This is a genomic window from Sulfolobus acidocaldarius SUSAZ (genome assembly GCA_000508305.1).
Classification (GTDB): Archaea; Thermoproteota; Thermoprotei_A; order Sulfolobales; family Sulfolobaceae; genus Sulfolobus; species Sulfolobus acidocaldarius_A.
In genome coordinates, this window is record CP006977.1 from 1,806,118 (window position 1) to 1,822,246 (window position 16,129).

A 16,129-nucleotide genomic window follows, 5' to 3' on the forward strand; every position below is an offset into this window, starting at 1 on the left:
ATAAACTTGGTGTATAGTTTTGCCCTCCAAATTAAAAATTCCAGATGAAATATATCATAACTACAAAGACCTCTTCGGTGAAAAAGTTATAAATGACAGAATTGTAAGCGTTGAAGGACTAATAGAGGAACTTTCGATAGAGTTTTCCGATGAGATAAAGAGAGTAATTAGTAAGAGGAGGAAATGGTTAGAGACAAAGGATTCAGTATCATCAAAAGGGTCATTTCCCTCATGGGATGAAGTTTTTGTGGACGCAGATGGTAATAGGAGAACTTTTAGAGAGATAGTCCAAGGAATGATAGATAATTTCCTCCAGAGACAATCTAGTTTAAGGTGGAGGTTAAATGATCATGTACCTATACCAAATGACGCCCATCCTATAAAGAACCCTGGACTAGAAATCACTGGACCTTGGTATCCGTTAAGCAGGGCTTACAACCAGGTAAATACAGATGTAATATCTGCAATGGAAGATGAAGAGGACGCCTCACCCGCCTGGTACACTCCCTATGGATCAGGAAAGAGTATCGCTGACGTTTGGGACGCTAGAAAGAACGTTAAACTTTTCCTTTCAGGGAAAGCGCCCAATCCTTATTACGAAAAGGGTAAAACGTACACTTTGAATAAGCCTAGAGATAAATGGCCTACTATATTCCACAGGCTCCCAGGATTACATCTCCTTGACTTTGATATCACATTGGACGGAAAACCAGTACCTGCAATTATAGTCTCAGCTGTAATCTATACACTTAATAATTACATAAGCCTTAGGAACGCTGGCTCGGGAGTCTACTTCTACCTACCTAAAACACAGACACCTGAAGAAGCTCTGATAGTGGAAAAAATACTCAGAAGAATTGAGGAGAAGTTAGGGTTACCTATTGGAACACTTAAATTAGCACTATTATATGAAGAAGTTAATGCCGGAAGATACTTTCCAGTTATATTGTGGATATTTAGGGAGAGATTAATAAAATCCAACAATGGTAGATGGGATTACTTAGGTAGTCTCATCGAGATGTGGTTACAGGAGAGGGTTCTTCCTGACCCACAAAACATAACAATGACTTCGCCGAACATGATGGCTTACCAGAAATATAATGCGTTAATAATGTTACTTGCAGGAGCAAAAAATGGCGAGGCTGACGCTGCACCAGTTGGAGGAATGGCTGCTGTAATGCTCTATCCTCAAAGTGATGCTTTTGAAAGACATAGATATAACTTAAAGGCATTGAGAGGAATTAAACTGGATAAGCTCAGAGAAAGACTAATAGGACTTATCTTTGTGGGAGACATTAAAGGGAAGGTAACACTTGAAGACATCTTGAAAGGGAAAGTCCAAGGTAAACTGTATGACATGTTTAGACAAAGTTGGGTAGCTACAAAGGAAGAGGCTTATGTTGAGGCTGGAAATAAACCCTTAAAGGCCAGCTTAGAGGAGTTACAAAAAATGATAGATGCTCCTGTTGAGTACGTCACAGTAGAGGGTACTAAGATGACCACTGTTGACAGTGGACTCACACCTGAGGAGAGGTCTCTATTCCAGAGACTAGGTTTAATAGACGAAAATGGCAAGATAACACCCTGGGTTATAACTAAAGATATGATTGATACGCCAGAGAAGTTACTCCACAATAAGGAGTTGTGGGGAGGAAAGAGCATATGGAATGCCCTTTATGACATACCCGATGGGGAGATTACGCCTGAACATGTCCAACATGCATTCTACATGGCAGCGAATTACGGTTTCCAGCTATTAAATGGTAATTTAGCAGCGGCTATAGACGATTATGAGGTTAAGCAGAGGTTCATGAACGATTTAGCTACTTACAGGATATTCACTTCTTGGCTGTGGAGCCTGGTGAACAGGGATGCAATAACTACAAAAGAAGGATATATTAAAGCTCCTAAATTAACAAGGGACGGCGTTATCCCTGCAGAGAATGTGCTAAAAGTTGCCAAAGGTACTAAAGTGAAGGATATATTCGAGGAAATATGGAAGTTACATTTCGATTGGACTAATGAATTTTACAAGGAGCAGGACATGAGAGTTGCCAATAGACTGGTAGAGACATTTGGAAAAACTAATGATAGCTCAGTAGTTGAAGAGATATACAATGTAATATCAAAGGCATATAACGCGGGACCCTTTAGACAGATGTCGGCAAAGGAAGCTGCCGAGAAGATCGGTAAACTGCTTAACACTCAACCTTCAAAGATTGAAGAGGAATTGATAAAGCTTGCACCGAGATTTGACAGGGAGATGGCACCAGTTATTATGGAAATTTTAATGAGACAATTCCTATATCCTAAATACATAATGAACAGCGGAAAGATACTATTTGTACTCTCGCCATTAGATCCAGAGAAGAGGTTGAAAGTAATGGACAGTATATTCTCGTTCAGGGAGATGGTTCAAGATAAGGTAAAAAGAGGAGAGCTTGATCCAGTAGTATTGGAACTATATGACTACATCTACGATGATTATAGATGAGTAGGGATAAAGTGTCCCCATATTTCTTTTTTAACTTGCAAATGAAAACAATTCTAAATAGTTTTTCAATGAAGTTGTAAATGTAGTACAAAATTATTTTTTAAGTAAAGATTTTAAATTGAAAAGTTTTCACTTTTCTCCCTAAAGTTGATTTTAAGGTAAATATAAGCATAAACTAAGAATGTAAATAACACAATTTTAGAGCCGACTAAAAAGTATAAAATTACTTGTTAGATATATCTAATGAAACGGAAAATTACCATAAAAATAACTCATAAAACTCGATTTTATGGATGGTCTTTGAAAAATGATTTTTGCGTAAAGTAAATTTGACACTACAATTATAAATACGTAGAATATTGTCTAGTTTTTATTTATTTACGTCTCTTTACTGAAAAGAAACCAATAAAATACCTTTTATATCTAAACATTTTGAATTAAAACTTATATATTAAAATATTGATATAATAGTTGGGGTTCAAAATTTGAATATAAGAGATATATGGAATGAGGAAACGAGGAGAATTGAACAGGAGTGGTCAGAAGACCCTAGATGGAAAGGAATTAAGAGAAGTTACACAGCCTCTGACGTAGTAAAGTTAAGAGGATCTGTTAGAATTGAATACACTTTAGCAAAATTAGGGGCTCAAAAGTTGTGGAAGTTATTAAACACTGAGCCCTATGTTGCCACCTTCGGTGCCTTGACAGGCTCCCAAGCGGTGGAAATGGCAAAAGCAGGGTTAAAGGCTATATATGTAAGCGGATGGCAAGTCGCCGCAGATAATAACTTGTCAAATCAAACTTATCCTGACTTAAGCTTATACCCCTCTAATAGCGTACCGAACCTGATTAGGAGATTAAATAACGCGTTATTAAGAGCAGACCAAATATCATGGAGTGAAGGAAAACGTGATGTAGACTATCTATTACCTATCGTGGCTGATGCAGAGGCTGGCTTTGGTGGTCCAATTCACGCATTTGAACTAACAAAGGCTATGATTGAAGCAGGTGCTGCTGGTGTACACTTTGAAGATCAGTTAGCTTCCGAAAAGAAATGTGGTCATCTAGGCGGAAAGGTATTAATTCCCACAGGCGCATTCATAAGAGTACTGAATGCAGCCAGACTGGCTTCAGATGTCTTAGGTGTACCGACAATATTAATTGCAAGAACAGATGCACTAAATGCTGCATACTTATCTAACGATATTGATGAGAGAGATACTGCCTTCTTGACTGGAAAAAGAACTCCCGAAGGTTATTATGAGGTTAAAGGTGGTATAGAATACACGATCGCAAGGGGATTAGCTTATGCGCCTTATGCTGACTTACTATGGTTTGAGACCTCACGTCCAGACTTAGATGAAGCTAAGCAATTTGCAGACGCCATTCACGCTCACTTCCCAGGAAAAATGTTAGCCTATAACTTATCTCCATCCTTCAACTGGAAGAAGTTTATGGACGACTCAAAGATTGGTAAGTTCATAGAGGAATTAGGTGACATGGGATACAAGTTCCAGTTCATAACCCTAGCAGGCTGGCACTTGATAAACTACCACACATTTACACTAGCAAGAGCCTACAAGAACGAGGGAATGCTAGGTTACGTAAGGTTACAGGAGCTGGAGTTCCAAGCTCAAAGGGAAGGATATACTGCAGTAAGCCACCAAAGAGAAGTAGGAACCGAATACTTCGACCTAGTACTAACAATAGCCTCAGGAGGAAACGCATCAACAACAGCAATGAAAGGATCAACTGAAGCAGAACAATTCGTCCAAGTAGAACAAAAAGCCAGAAAATGAAAGCCTAATTAGTCTTTTTTTACAAGATCTCTCCCTACATTTTTATAACCTTTCCTGAAAAATTTTGGGTTGTTATTTCAACTGACCTAAACTAACTTAATTTTATATACAAACCTGTGATTAATGCTCTAATAGCGCTTCAAAGGTTAAGTATGTTATTCATTAACTTTTCTGAGCTAAGCATATTACTACATATATTATTACCTAATTTTCTAATTACTCCTCTAAGAATTTAGGATGATAACTAAAATAGTAGGGAAATGAGCGTCTAGTTAACCTTAGTTAGTTCGGTTTTGAGATGAGATAAGTAGACTGACTTCCTCCCCGCCTTGAAGGGCGAGGCTTTCCTCACCTTCTAAATCCGTTTATAGGATATAAGATACTAAAGGTTAAGGTAAATCATTGAACAAATATGAACTATATCATGAATGACATGTTTCAGATCGTCATAGAAGGAGGAATGTTTCTGCTATAAGTAAGAAAGTTCTGGCTTGAGACTTAGTTTTAGAGCTTTAAACCCCTCACTCTAATACATAGATATTATGGCTTGATGAGACGAACGTACTAACACATAAATGCTCTTTAGCTACAGATCTGACTTTCTCTAACTATCGTGACTGTTTTTATACTTTTATATACCTTTAGGGGAGGAGATGTTGATTATTCACCAAAAAAGTTTGAAAATGTAATAATATTATATATGAAATTAAATCAGTAACACATCTATCTTGTTACAAGTATTATTCCCCTGGTATCGAAACTATTCTTGTTAAGAAATTCATAGAACATTCTATCTAGAGTAACTAAAGGTATTTTAGTAAAACTGTGGGATGAATATAATATAGCGTCAAATATATCATTCCAACCTTTGCTTACAATATCGTATACAACATTTAAATCTAGTTCCTCCATTAGAACAAGGTTGACAGTATGGTTTATATAAGATAGACCTTTAATTGCGTCCTGCGGTATTAGTCCTAACCCGAGTTTCCTCGCCTCCTTTATTACAACTGCAATAAGCTCTACCAGCATCAAGGAAGGGTAGTATATGTTCTTGCCTTCTAGTAAATTTTCGTTAACTCCTCTAACTTTAATACCTAAGAAGGGGAGTAAAAGTGATGTATCAACCATTAATTCCGAATGATCTAGTAATTTCTTCTCCAACCTTTTCTACCTCATCAGCGTCTATTTCTGCCCAATATCCCGTTGGTCTCTTGAGGGGAACTAAGGTAATTTTATCGCCTTCTCTTGTAACCACTAGTAAATCTCCCTCCTTTATTTTCATTTCGTCAACGATCTCTTTAGGTATGTATATCGCATATTTCCTCCCCACTCTTAGAACTTTTGCCATGTGATCATTCTGGTAAATCTTACTAATAAGCATTATCTGACCACATGGATCACTGAGACTGAAAAACCTTACTTATTGCCTAGCTGAGTGTTGGGTAGTATATATATTTCACACACTTAATGGTCATACGAGGTATGTGGGCACGAATGCTTAAAGAAGATCTCATAGGCTTCACTTTTGTGTGAATAGGCCGTTGTAGCCATTAACCAATAAATTAGGTAAACTTGTCTGAGACGTAAAGTATTGTATATAGGAATATATAATCTAATTTTGTATAGACAACACACTATAGTTAAATATCAATTAGGCTTTCTCTAGATGAAATGTGATTCTTTTAGTTTTATTCATTACTTTTTGTAGTTACCTTTGATTATGGGGGTTAGAGTTCCAAGCTCAAAGGGAAGGATATACTGCAGTAAGCCACCAAAGAGAAGTAGGAACCGAATACTTCGACCTAGTACTAACAATAGCCTCAGGAGGAAACGCATCAACAACAGCAATGAAAGGATCAACTGAAGCAGAACAATTCGTCCAAGTAGAACAAAAAGCTACAAGATTAGACTGCATTCTAGAAAATTCAAAAAATCTATATGTTTAACTTTTTTTAAAAAAAGTTTATAAGCACAAAAGTTATCCTGCACTTATGAAAGAAGAGTACGTAAAAGAGATTCCGATTAGGGCTGACAGGTCTTCAATAATGAACTTATTAACTGATGCACATCTTTTCGTGGGTATATCTGGTCACATATCAATATACAAGATTTTTGATACAACTTTAAATGATTTTGTGCCTCAGGCTGATGCTAATAACCCTGGAGATAAATATAAGATAGCTTTTCTTTACCAAGATGAGTCAGGTATATTATATTGTTTAAATGGTGTTCTTCAAGGTCCTCAAGTTAATTCAAATACTGTAGCTTACTCAGGACATACAGACGATGAACAGTTGAGCTTGGAGATTAACTTCGATGTTAAAGATGACAATGTAATAGGGAAAATGAGCATAGAGTATAGTTCTGGTTTCTTTGACCTATTTAAGAGGAAATCCTTCAATAAAAAGGCTAAATGGTACGGTAACATGGCAGAGCATATATTAGTTAAACATTACTCATGGTACCTTAGTAAGTTAGGTCCGTCAATAAACAATAACCTTGTGGAGATCTCTAAGGCAAGTGGTGACGTTAATGAGTTGATAGCGAAACTTAGAGGTTTAATGAAATTCAATAATACATTCTTTGTCTTGAAGGGAGATGACTTCAAAATGGTAGGAAAGATAAGTAACGGGGACATTGTAAACGCTAAGTTGACCATATCAGGTAAGGTCTATGTATATAGGGAAGCAATAGCAAAACTATTTGCATTGACAGGTAATGCTGAACTAAAGGTCTATAGAATGTCGTCTGATGACGCTATTATGGCTGTGCTGGAGAATATGGAACAATGAGAGATATTCTTTTTCTTGTGATCCATCCAATAGATTTTTAGATAATTAGATGTGATGAACGAGACAAAACTACTTATATTAGCCAAGGTTAAAGAAAATGAATGAAATCTCGTATAAGGCTTTATAGTTAACTTACGAATAAGTGACCTAACTCTAAGATTCCTCCTGATAATAAACATGTTGAAGCGTAATGTGTTTGAGGAGATAAAAATTCAAGGTAAGGAGAATCAAAGTTTAAGATAATTGTTTAATTTGAAGTTTCACCAATTATACAAGAGCTAAATTAACTAACCTTATTACATCCTCCCTTAGCAACCTAACTTGATCTTGGGAGAGATTAACTTCATGGAAACCTTCTATATGTAATATCCAGGCTGATAACCATAAGGACGATATACTACTATAGAATTTCTCCAGCTCACTGACAGCCTCGAAATAGAGCTTAGATGTCCAATGATTTAATGACTTAACTCTTCTGACTACGCTTACATTATTTTTTAAGGATAGGATTTTTATTGACTCCTCAGCAGCCTTATAATACTTCTCAGAAGCCTGAACAACATCACCCCTAGACAACAACTCATCAGCTTCTTTTAGCAACTTTGTTATTGAGTCTTTCGTCAGCAACCTGTACTAATTTTACAATATTTTCTCTATAAGCTTTAACCTGTTGGCTGTCCATGTTTACAGTTATAAGTGCGATCGCCGATCCCCAGCTCTCGATAATCCACTTCCCTAAGATTGACGATAACGAGAAAACACACTTGTTCAATAGCTCTCCACTCCATCCTTCATTATTGGTCTTATTGATGACTTCGAGCTCTAAAACACTTGATAGGATTTTTATTGACTCCTCAGCAGCCTTATAATACTTCTCAGAAGCCTGAACAACATCACCCCTAGACAACAACTCATCAGCCTCCTCCAAGTATACATCAGCTGAAGTTCTTAGCTTTAGCATAGTATCCACTCCATCAATTATTATTATATACTTTATAAATTATAAATTACATTTTACGGTCCTAGTATGTGTATTTATCATATCTACTTCTAAAATCATATTCGTCTACAGCATTGAAGTTCTAAACCTAGCTGACTTCCTCCCCGCCCTGAAGGTGAAGCTTTCCTCATTTCGTAAATAAAAATACAGTAATCATATCTCATCAACATAAATCAGTAATATCGATTATCATGTGTAAATTATGGTGACATAACCTACATTACCACGTATACTCATAAAAATAAATATGTTAAAATTTGATCATAAATTATGAAGGTAAAAGATGTCAAGGTTCACGTACTTAAGGTACCCTTACCTGAACCAATACAGTTTTCATGGGAGCCTTTACCCCATCAAGATTATACGTTCAGTCTAATAGAGCTAAAAGGGGAAAATGGAGTAAAAGGTTATTCAGCCATAGAGCTTGGAAGTACGTACAAAGCATTTATAAACACCTATGTGAGACCACTTTTGGTTAATCTTCAGATAGACCTTGAATTAATACCCGATAGATTCTTACAAATAGGCTCATGGCTAATACAAAGGACTGGTGCATTAGAAGTTGCTATTTGGGACTTAATAGCTAAAAGTAATCAGTTACCTCTATATAAAATGTTAGGAGGAAAGAGGAAGAAAGTAAAGGTATATGCTAGTACCGGGAGATTAATGGATGTAAAGGAAACTATTGACTTAATAAATGATTATTATAGTAAGGGAATTGACATTGTGAAAATAAGGTTTAGGAGAAATTCTATAAAGGACGATTTGGCACTCCTGAGAGAAATAAGGAAGACATTTGGCGATAGTATAAGAATAGCAGTAGATGCTAATCAAGCATGGAGTTTCACTCCACCATACTGGGATAGAATGACAGCGCTTAAGGTCGCTAAAGAGCTGGAGGAGTACCATGTGGAGTGGCTTGAGGAACCCCTTTACAGGGAGGATATAGAGGGATATAGATGGCTGAGAGAGAGAAGTAATATCAAGATCAGCGGGGGAGAACTGGAATATGATTTGAGTAGGTTTAAGGCATTTGTGGATTCTAAGGCTCTCGATATAATTCAGGCTGATGCCGTTTACTCAAACGGTATAAGAGAATGTAGAGTTGTTGCCTCTTTAGCTGAGAGCCATAACTTGGAATTCTTACCACATGCATGGGATCCAGGAATGGGTTGGGTGGCTAACCTTCACTTATCGGCCTCTCTACCTGAATCTCTGACAAAGTATATAGAAACTCCCTTGGATCCACTGTGGTGGTTCAATGATGTACTTTTTGCTATTACAAAGAACAAGATAACAATAGAAGATGGTTACGCTATTCTACCAGAGGGTGGAGGTCTAGGACTAGAGGTAAGTGATGAGGCAATAAAAAAATATGAAGTAGAATGAGATTTTAGTACTGAGGATCGGAAACAGTAATGTACGAAAAGCAGTCTAAAGGAGAAAAGAAGGAAGAAAAAAGGAAGAAAGAGAGAAAGGAAAAATTAACATTCTCTTACTACATCAACTTTCATGAAACCATTTTCTTTACCTTTATCCTCTATCTTGAGGTTAAGATCATTTACCTGTAAGATGTATTTTAGGCTAACATACCAGTCATAGTCATTCATAAGTATCTCTACTGCCTCTCCACACTCCTGGATCTTTTTTATAGCTGTTAGCATTATCATTAAGGGGCTTTTACTTCCACAACTGTCTATTTTATCCAACTTTACGGTCTCTATTATTCTCATGGTTCAGATCCTTTCTTCACTGGTGAACCCACAACATTACCCCATTCAGCCCATGACCCGTCATATACTCTGACTGCTGGATATCCCAGTATGTACTTTAACACAAACCAAGTGTGGGCAGCTCTTTCCCCTATTCTACAGTAAGTTATAACTTCCTTCTCAGGTGTTATACCAGCATTTTGATATATTTTCTTTAACTCGTCCACTGACTTAAACTCACCGGTCTCAGGATTCACAGCCTGAGCCCATGGAATATTTGCAGCACCTGGTATGTGACCTCCAACTTGGGTTTGCTCATCAGCATACTCTGGTGGTGCCCTTATCTCACCTGTAAATTCCTTTGGAGATCTAACATCTACTAACACTAGTGATTTACCAATCTCACCTTTATTCAATCTCTGTAACAGTTCCCAGAAGAACGCTCTATGGCTACCCCAATCGACTTTCTTCACCTTATAACTACCCTTAGGATATTGTGGCTCCTTAGGTCCTTGCTCAGTTGGTAAGCCTTCTTTCGCCCATTTGGTTCTCCCTCCGTTAAGCACTCTTACATCATCATGACCGTAAGCCTTGAATAGCCAGAATGCGTAAACAGCAAACCAGTTGTTATAGTCCCCGTAAAGCACAATAGTTGTGTCGTTGTTTATCCCCTTTGATTCCATTAGTTCTTCAAATTGAGAGGGCTCAATAAAGTCTCTTACAACTGGGTGTCTGAGATCCTCCCTCCACCTAATTAGTACAGCTCCAGGAATGTGCCAAACATTGTATGCAGTACTTGGATCATAGTCTACCTCTGCTATCCTAACTTTAGGATCCTTTTGATGATCTAAAACCCATTTATAATCTACTATTACTTGTGTTGTAGTTTGTGTCATACTGATCAAGTATAAATATTTAGTCCTGAGTTTAAATCCTTTAAGAAATGTGCAAGTCTAGGAAATATTGTATCTTTTCTAAAAATTTCAGCCTTTATCTACCTTAACCATTGAAAGTAATCTTATGTTATTATTTGCCTTTGGCTAAAACCAGAACTTCATTAATTACCTCGTCAATATTACTAACACTACTATACTTTCTCCTTATCTCATCCAAACTGATCTTCTTCTCGGTCATATGTTTAATAAGAACATCGTAGGTAATACCAACAAGGATTTGATCGTCTATCTTTCCCTTATACTTCGTCCTTAACTTATCAATTACCTCGTCTACCGTACACCCTTTACTCTCAGTCGGGGTAGAAAGAATTTTATTATCCTTTAATTTCCATGTCATACTAGTAACTTGTCTGAAGAGACTAAATATCTTTTGATTTTAAACTTCACTTTAAGAAAATTTCCATAACAAGCTTCTCATTTTAACAACGTCTCCTAATATCAACATTGACGGAGAAGAAGGTCTAACATTAACTAAATCCTTCAACTTCATCACGCTAACCCTTTGGTCAACATATGTTCCATGCTCTACTACTGCAACGTCATCTAAAGATGATCTCCTTGACATCAGACCCTTACTTACCTCTTCCAATCTTTTACCAGCCATTAATACAACTAATGTCCCTTTATCTGGGACTTTACTGAAGTCAAATAAGTTTCCTCCCTCTGTGACCCCTGAAAGAACCGTAACCATGTCAGAGAAACCATTCGAGGTTAAAGGTATACCAGCATAAGCTGGAACTGAGTTTACTGCAGAAACTCCAGGTATAACTTCGCACTGAATTCCCTCAGCAATCATGTTGTAACATAATTGAGGACCTCTACCAAATACGTATGGATCCCCATTTTTTAGCCTTACAATAACGTCATATCCTCTTAGATACCTTCTAATCACTTCAATTTCATCTTCGTCAGAAGACAACATGTACTTTACGCTGTTTTCCCTAGCATAAATTACAGCCTGAATAGTCAACTTATCATATATTACAACGTCTGCCGCCTGTAAACACTTTAAACCTTTCAGGGTTAATAGCTCAGGATCTCCAGGACCTGCACCAATTACAATTACTTTCTTTTTAAGACTCACTGAACTTGCTCACCTCCTCAAGTCTCATGGATAGGAGCTTATGGTACTCAGTATATCCCTCAACTTTTTTATCAAACTTATGTGGTTTCATTAGGTCTTTGACCTTTTCATGAGACTTCAACCACTCAATTATTTTATCGTTACCTAGTTTCCTAAATACCTCACCGGGAGTCTTTCCTAAATCTTTATTCATCTCATAGAGCTGGAATAACGCCACATTCACATCTGCTAATCTACTTGCTGGAACTTGATATAGGTAAATTACGTTCTCGTTGTGGTCAATTAGAGGTTCCCCCACTCTTTCCTTGTCCCCACCAATCTTAAGCATATATAGCTCATACCCACTGCCAATCCATCCTATTGGATGTAACGCGGGTCTGGAACATTGTGCTACACAACCAGAGACACCAATGGATACATCACTATTACCCCATCCTCTCCCCTCTAATTCGTCAATAAGTTTGGGTAGAAATCTCTCAGAATCTGTAAAGGACATCTTACACGTCGGAAAACCTACACACGCACTTGAAATAGTTCTTAATTTCGAGTAAGGTTTGCCATTCCTTAAACCATAACCAAATTCCCTCAAAATGTTTTCTATTTCATGTTTGTCCTCATCTGATATTTCCGAAATAATTAAATGCTGGTTTGGAGTGATAAAGAACTTAAGGTTCTCAAATTTATCAGCGATATATCTTACCATTGATTTAATTCTACCGTTTTGGTTATCTATGAGTCTACCATTCTCTACAAAGATACCAAAAATCCATTTATCTCCAAATTTTTGCCAACCCAAGTGTAAATCCCTTATTAGATTCACCTTAACTACTGGGCCTAATTCCACACCACTATATTCCTTTATTCTCTCTCTCATCCAAATAATTCCAAATTTATGAACAACGTATTTCAACCTAGCCCAATGCCTATTCTTCCTGTCCCCCCAATCCTGTTGTATCCTAACTATAGAGTCTAAAACTTTCAATAGGTCGTCCTCGCTTACCGTACCCAAAGGAAGTGCTAAAGCAGAAAATGTCGGATAACCATTATTCTCGCCCATTCCTCCACCAACATATAACTGATATTTATCTATCTTTCCACTTCTGGAGACAAGGGGGACTATTCCAATGTCGTTGGATTTAGCTTCTATACAGTCATCCACATAATAATCTTCTCCTATTTTCATTATTCCAGCAATTCCTATTTTGAACTTCCTAGGTAGCAAGTTATCTGCATATTCGTAGTGTCCCTCAGGATTTTCCTCTCGTAAAGTTGATGATGCCTCTTCACTTAATTCAAAAACTTGGATGTACAGATTAGACGGAAGTCTAAAATATCTAGCTATCTTACGTGCTAAATCGTTGGAATTGAATATCCCATAGTAACTAGATATGGGGCAACCTACAGTGTTCCTTACGTTATCTCCACAGCCGTTAAGCGTAAAGTATCCTGTCTCTGCTATCTCCCTAATCGCATTTACTAAATCTCTCTTCTTAACATGATGAAACTGTATATCTTGCCTTGTTGTTAACTTTATACTGGGTTGATTGAACGCAGTGTAAGCATCACTAATAGTATACTTATTTGCTATGTCATCGAACATTCTCCATTGCCTAGAGGATATTGGACCTCCTCCAGGTATTGAAACCCTTATCATGTAGATCCAGTCTTTAACCTGACTGATCCTAGCCTTCTCCCTGTGGAACTCCACATAAATACCAAAGCTTTTGGCTATTAGGGACACTTCATTCTCTAGATCCTCTCTCGTCAAATTTTTAAGAGCGTTCTTAACGTTTATGGTATCTTCTTTTAGACCCCTAGTTTTAGCTTTTATCTTCTCTTCTTCAGAGTAGTTCCCTGGATCTGTTTTAAATTGGGGTTCGATAGGAATGTTAGTTCACCTCTCCCTGAAATGCAAACCACATTCCTTATCTCCTGACTGCTCCCACCACCACCTTCCTGCTCTAGGATGCTCCCATGACTTGACAGCCCTAGTACAGGGTTCACAACCTATGCTCTTATAGCCCATGTCATAAAGCTTGTTATAGGGCAAATTATTCCTCTTAATATACTCCCACACTTGCTCCCATGTCCAGTCAGCTAAAGGATTGATTTTTATTATACCACCGTTCACCTCATCTACCTCTATCTTTTTGATTTTAGTTCTGGTCACATTCTGCTCTCTCCTAAGCCCCGTTATCCAAGCATCTAAACCCTTTAAAGCCCTTTGTAGAGGTTTAACTTTTCTTACCTCACAACAGAGCTTCCTAAACTCTACACTCTTGTAAAATAAATTAACGCCATATCTATTCACCATATCTTCAACGTCTTCTTTATCAGGAAAATATATCCTAATTTCAGTCTTTGGATACTTAGTTCTTAATTCGTCAATAAGATTATATGTCTCTTGGTTTAATCTTCCCGTATCTATAATGAAAATTATAGGCTTATCGGCAATTTGATTCATTATATCCAGAATTACAATATCCTCTGCCTGTAAACTACAGGCTAGTGCAATCCTTGGATAAAACTCATGAATACTCCATCTTAATACTTCTAAAGGTTCACTATTCTCAAAGTGATTATTTAGTTCCTCGATCTCTTTCTGGTTAAACATACTACAAACGACTACTGATAAAATAGTGTAGTTTAAATTTTAGTATTTCGATATATGCAACTTTTGCACAAGTAACTAGAAATATAAATATGTATTGTAGTTTTAGTGTAATGATTGGGCATGGAAAGATTGAAATTAGTGAGAGAATTACAAAAATTAATGATTTTAAGGAATTAAAATCTGTTGAAGTGAAAAGACAGATAGCTCATGAAATTATAAGCATAAGTTACGGCTTTTTATCGCCATTAAGAGGTTTCATGAATTATGAAGAGGTAGACAGTGTAGTAGAGGAGATGAGGTTACCAAATGGTGTTCTTTGGCCTATACCAATAGTTTTAGACCTAAATGAGAGCGAAGCTGAGGAAGTAAAGGAGGGTGATGTAATTGGATTCACGTATATGGGTAAACCTTTAGCTATAATGAAGGTTGAAGAGAAATTCAGTTACGATAAGGGTAAGATGGCTGAGAAAGTTTATAAAACCAGAGATGTAAAGCATCCGGGAGTAAAAAGAACTCTCTCGTATAAGGAGAAATTCGTTTCAGGTGAAGTTTACCTTGTGAACGTGCCTAAGTTTACCTCAGTTTATTCAGATTTTTGGTTGACACCTAGGCAACATAGAGAGTTATTCGAAAGGATGGGATGGAAAAAAGTAGTTGCATTTCAGACCAGAAATGTACCTCACACTGGACATGAGTACTTAATGAAGTTTGCTTGGTTTGCAGCAAATGATGGATTAAGAGTTGATGAGCCTAGAACTGGAATATTGGTCAATGTGGTCATAGGCGAGAAGAGGATAGGTGACTACATTGATGAGGCAATACTATTAACACATAAAGCACTTGTTGATGCGGGTTACATCAGCAAGAGAGTTCATAAGCTCTCATTCACGCTATGGGATATGAGATATGCTGGACCTAGAGAGGCTTTGCTTCATGCAATTATTAGGACTAACCTGGGCTGTACACACCACATATTTGGAAGGGACCATGCAGGGGTAGGGAATTATTATTCACCATACGAGGCTCATGAAATATTTGATAAAATAAATGAGGATGATCTTCTTATTAAACCTATTTTCATAAGGGAAAATTACTACTGTCCAAAGTGTGGAACTATAGAAAATGATATCTTATGTGACCATGATTCAGATAAGCAGGAGTTTAGTGGAAGCCTAATAAGGAGTATAATTATGGACGAGGTTAAACCAACAAAGATGGTTATGAGATCTGAAGTTTATGATGTGCTCATGGAGTCAGCTAAAAAGTATGGATTTGGAACACCGTTCGTTACAGAGGAATACCTAAATAGGAGAGAGAGTATATTTGAATTAAGTGATGTATGATGAGAGTGTATATTTGGCTCAGTGAAGAGGTTGCAAAAAAGTTAGAGGAGCTTGGTATCAGATATGGTAAAGAGGTGCTTGGAGGTATGAAGAGGTTGGAAATTGAGGTAGAGGAGGAAATAGTGAAGAGAATTGTGGAAGTACTTCCAAATGCTAAAGTGGATAGGAGCACAACCAATTCCATAGAACTTCTTCCAAAGCACTTTAAAGAGAAGGTCATACAACTACTTCTGAACGGGAGAACCGATCCAAAGGATGCCTTAATAGAGGCGCTGAACATCTATGCTAAACAAAAACAATCTTAAGCAATGTAATTTTTTGAGAATTATCAT

Annotated in this window: 17 protein-coding genes; 6 read left to right on the forward strand and 11 right to left on the reverse strand. The window is 37.2% G+C overall.

Features of this window, described 5'->3' with window-relative positions; genetic code table 11:
• Positions 1-19: 19 nt before the first annotated feature.
• Both SUSAZ_10045 and SUSAZ_10050 read left to right on the forward strand, forming a co-directional pair.
• The gene (locus SUSAZ_10045; GenBank protein ID AHC52200.1) at positions 20-2,494 is read left to right on the forward strand and encodes a malate synthase; all 2,475 of its coding nucleotides are present in this window, start codon (positions 20-22) and stop codon (positions 2,492-2,494) included.
• 485 nt (positions 2,495-2,979) lie between these two features.
• A complete protein-coding gene (locus SUSAZ_10050) occupies positions 2,980-4,293 on the forward strand; it encodes an isocitrate lyase (protein ID AHC52201.1) in 1,314 nt (437 codons plus the stop codon).
• Positions 4,294-5,016: 723 nt separating this feature from the next.
• Here SUSAZ_10050 and SUSAZ_10055 read toward each other — a convergent pair.
• From SUSAZ_10055 to SUSAZ_10065, 3 genes are all read right to left on the reverse strand, one after another.
• Positions 5,017-5,457 (reverse strand): VapC-type toxin, encoded by a 441-nt coding sequence (locus tag SUSAZ_10055; protein ID AHC52202.1) that lies wholly within the window; start codon positions 5,455-5,457, stop codon positions 5,017-5,019.
• The gene (locus SUSAZ_10060) at positions 5,417-5,644 is read right to left on the reverse strand and encodes an AbrB family transcriptional regulator (GenBank protein ID AHC52203.1); all 228 of its coding nucleotides are present in this window, start codon (positions 5,642-5,644) and stop codon (positions 5,417-5,419) included. The genes SUSAZ_10055 and SUSAZ_10060 overlap by 41 nt, the downstream gene beginning before the upstream one ends.
• A 393-nt stretch (positions 5,645-6,037) precedes the next feature.
• On the reverse strand, positions 6,038-6,211 hold the full coding sequence (locus tag SUSAZ_10065) for a hypothetical protein (protein AHC52640.1): 174 nt from the start codon (positions 6,209-6,211) through the stop codon (positions 6,038-6,040).
• Between the two features lie 76 nt (positions 6,212-6,287).
• On the opposite strand from SUSAZ_10065, the gene SUSAZ_10070 reads away from it, so the two are divergent.
• Positions 6,288-7,088, forward strand: coding sequence for a hypothetical protein (locus SUSAZ_10070; protein ID AHC52641.1), 801 nt, complete (start codon positions 6,288-6,290; stop codon positions 7,086-7,088).
• 267 nt (positions 7,089-7,355) lie between these two features.
• Here SUSAZ_10070 and SUSAZ_10075 read toward each other — a convergent pair whose 3' ends face one another.
• Together SUSAZ_10075 and SUSAZ_10080 are read right to left on the reverse strand one after the other, a co-directional pair.
• Positions 7,356-7,715: a hypothetical protein gene (locus SUSAZ_10075; GenBank protein ID AHC52204.1), complete on the reverse strand. Its 360-nt coding sequence runs from the start codon at positions 7,713-7,715 to the stop codon at positions 7,356-7,358.
• Complete coding sequence (locus tag SUSAZ_10080) at positions 7,672-8,049, reverse strand: hypothetical protein (GenBank protein ID AHC52205.1); 378 nt, start codon at positions 8,047-8,049, stop codon at positions 7,672-7,674. Before SUSAZ_10080 ends, SUSAZ_10075 begins: the two co-directional genes overlap by 44 nt.
• Positions 8,050-8,358: 309 nt before the next feature.
• Between SUSAZ_10080 and SUSAZ_10085 the strand changes: the two genes are divergently transcribed.
• Positions 8,359-9,477, forward strand: coding sequence for a mandelate racemase (locus SUSAZ_10085; protein AHC52206.1), 1,119 nt, complete (start codon positions 8,359-8,361; stop codon positions 9,475-9,477).
• Between the two features lie 95 nt (positions 9,478-9,572).
• On the opposite strand, the gene SUSAZ_10090 is transcribed toward SUSAZ_10085, so the two are convergent.
• From SUSAZ_10090 to SUSAZ_10115, 6 genes are all read right to left on the reverse strand, one after another.
• Positions 9,573-9,821 (reverse strand): hypothetical protein, encoded by a 249-nt coding sequence (locus tag SUSAZ_10090; GenBank protein ID AHC52207.1) that lies wholly within the window; start codon positions 9,819-9,821, stop codon positions 9,573-9,575.
• Positions 9,818-10,696: a thiosulfate sulfurtransferase gene (locus SUSAZ_10095; protein AHC52208.1), complete on the reverse strand. Its 879-nt coding sequence runs from the start codon at positions 10,694-10,696 to the stop codon at positions 9,818-9,820. The genes SUSAZ_10090 and SUSAZ_10095 overlap by 4 nt, the downstream gene beginning before the upstream one ends.
• 130 nt (positions 10,697-10,826) lie before the next feature.
• Positions 10,827-11,093 carry a hypothetical protein gene (locus tag SUSAZ_10100; GenBank protein ID AHC52209.1) on the reverse strand — a complete coding sequence of 89 codons (267 nt, stop codon included), beginning with the start codon at positions 11,091-11,093 and terminating at the stop codon, positions 10,827-10,829.
• A gap of 51 nt (positions 11,094-11,144) precedes the next feature.
• Positions 11,145-11,840 (reverse strand): uroporphyrin-III C-methyltransferase, encoded by a 696-nt coding sequence (locus tag SUSAZ_10105; GenBank protein ID AHC52210.1) that lies wholly within the window; start codon positions 11,838-11,840, stop codon positions 11,145-11,147.
• Positions 11,830-13,728, reverse strand: a complete 1,899-nt coding sequence (locus SUSAZ_10110; GenBank protein AHC52211.1) for a nitrite reductase — start codon at positions 13,726-13,728, stop codon at positions 11,830-11,832. Before SUSAZ_10110 ends, SUSAZ_10105 begins: the two co-directional genes overlap by 11 nt.
• Before the next feature lie 6 nt (positions 13,729-13,734).
• Positions 13,735-14,454: a phosphoadenosine phosphosulfate reductase gene (locus SUSAZ_10115; GenBank protein ID AHC52212.1), complete on the reverse strand. Its 720-nt coding sequence runs from the start codon at positions 14,452-14,454 to the stop codon at positions 13,735-13,737.
• A 110-nt stretch (positions 14,455-14,564) separates the two neighbouring features.
• Here SUSAZ_10115 and SUSAZ_10120 point away from each other — a divergent pair, with 110 nt between their 5' ends.
• Both SUSAZ_10120 and SUSAZ_10125 read left to right on the forward strand, forming a co-directional pair.
• A complete protein-coding gene (locus SUSAZ_10120) occupies positions 14,565-15,797 on the forward strand; it encodes a sulfate adenylyltransferase (protein ID AHC52213.1) in 1,233 nt (410 codons plus the stop codon).
• Positions 15,797-16,102, forward strand: a complete 306-nt coding sequence (locus tag SUSAZ_10125; protein AHC52214.1) for a hypothetical protein — start codon at positions 15,797-15,799, stop codon at positions 16,100-16,102. Before SUSAZ_10120 ends, SUSAZ_10125 begins: the two co-directional genes overlap by 1 nt.
• The last annotated feature ends 27 nt before the right edge of the window (positions 16,103-16,129 follow it).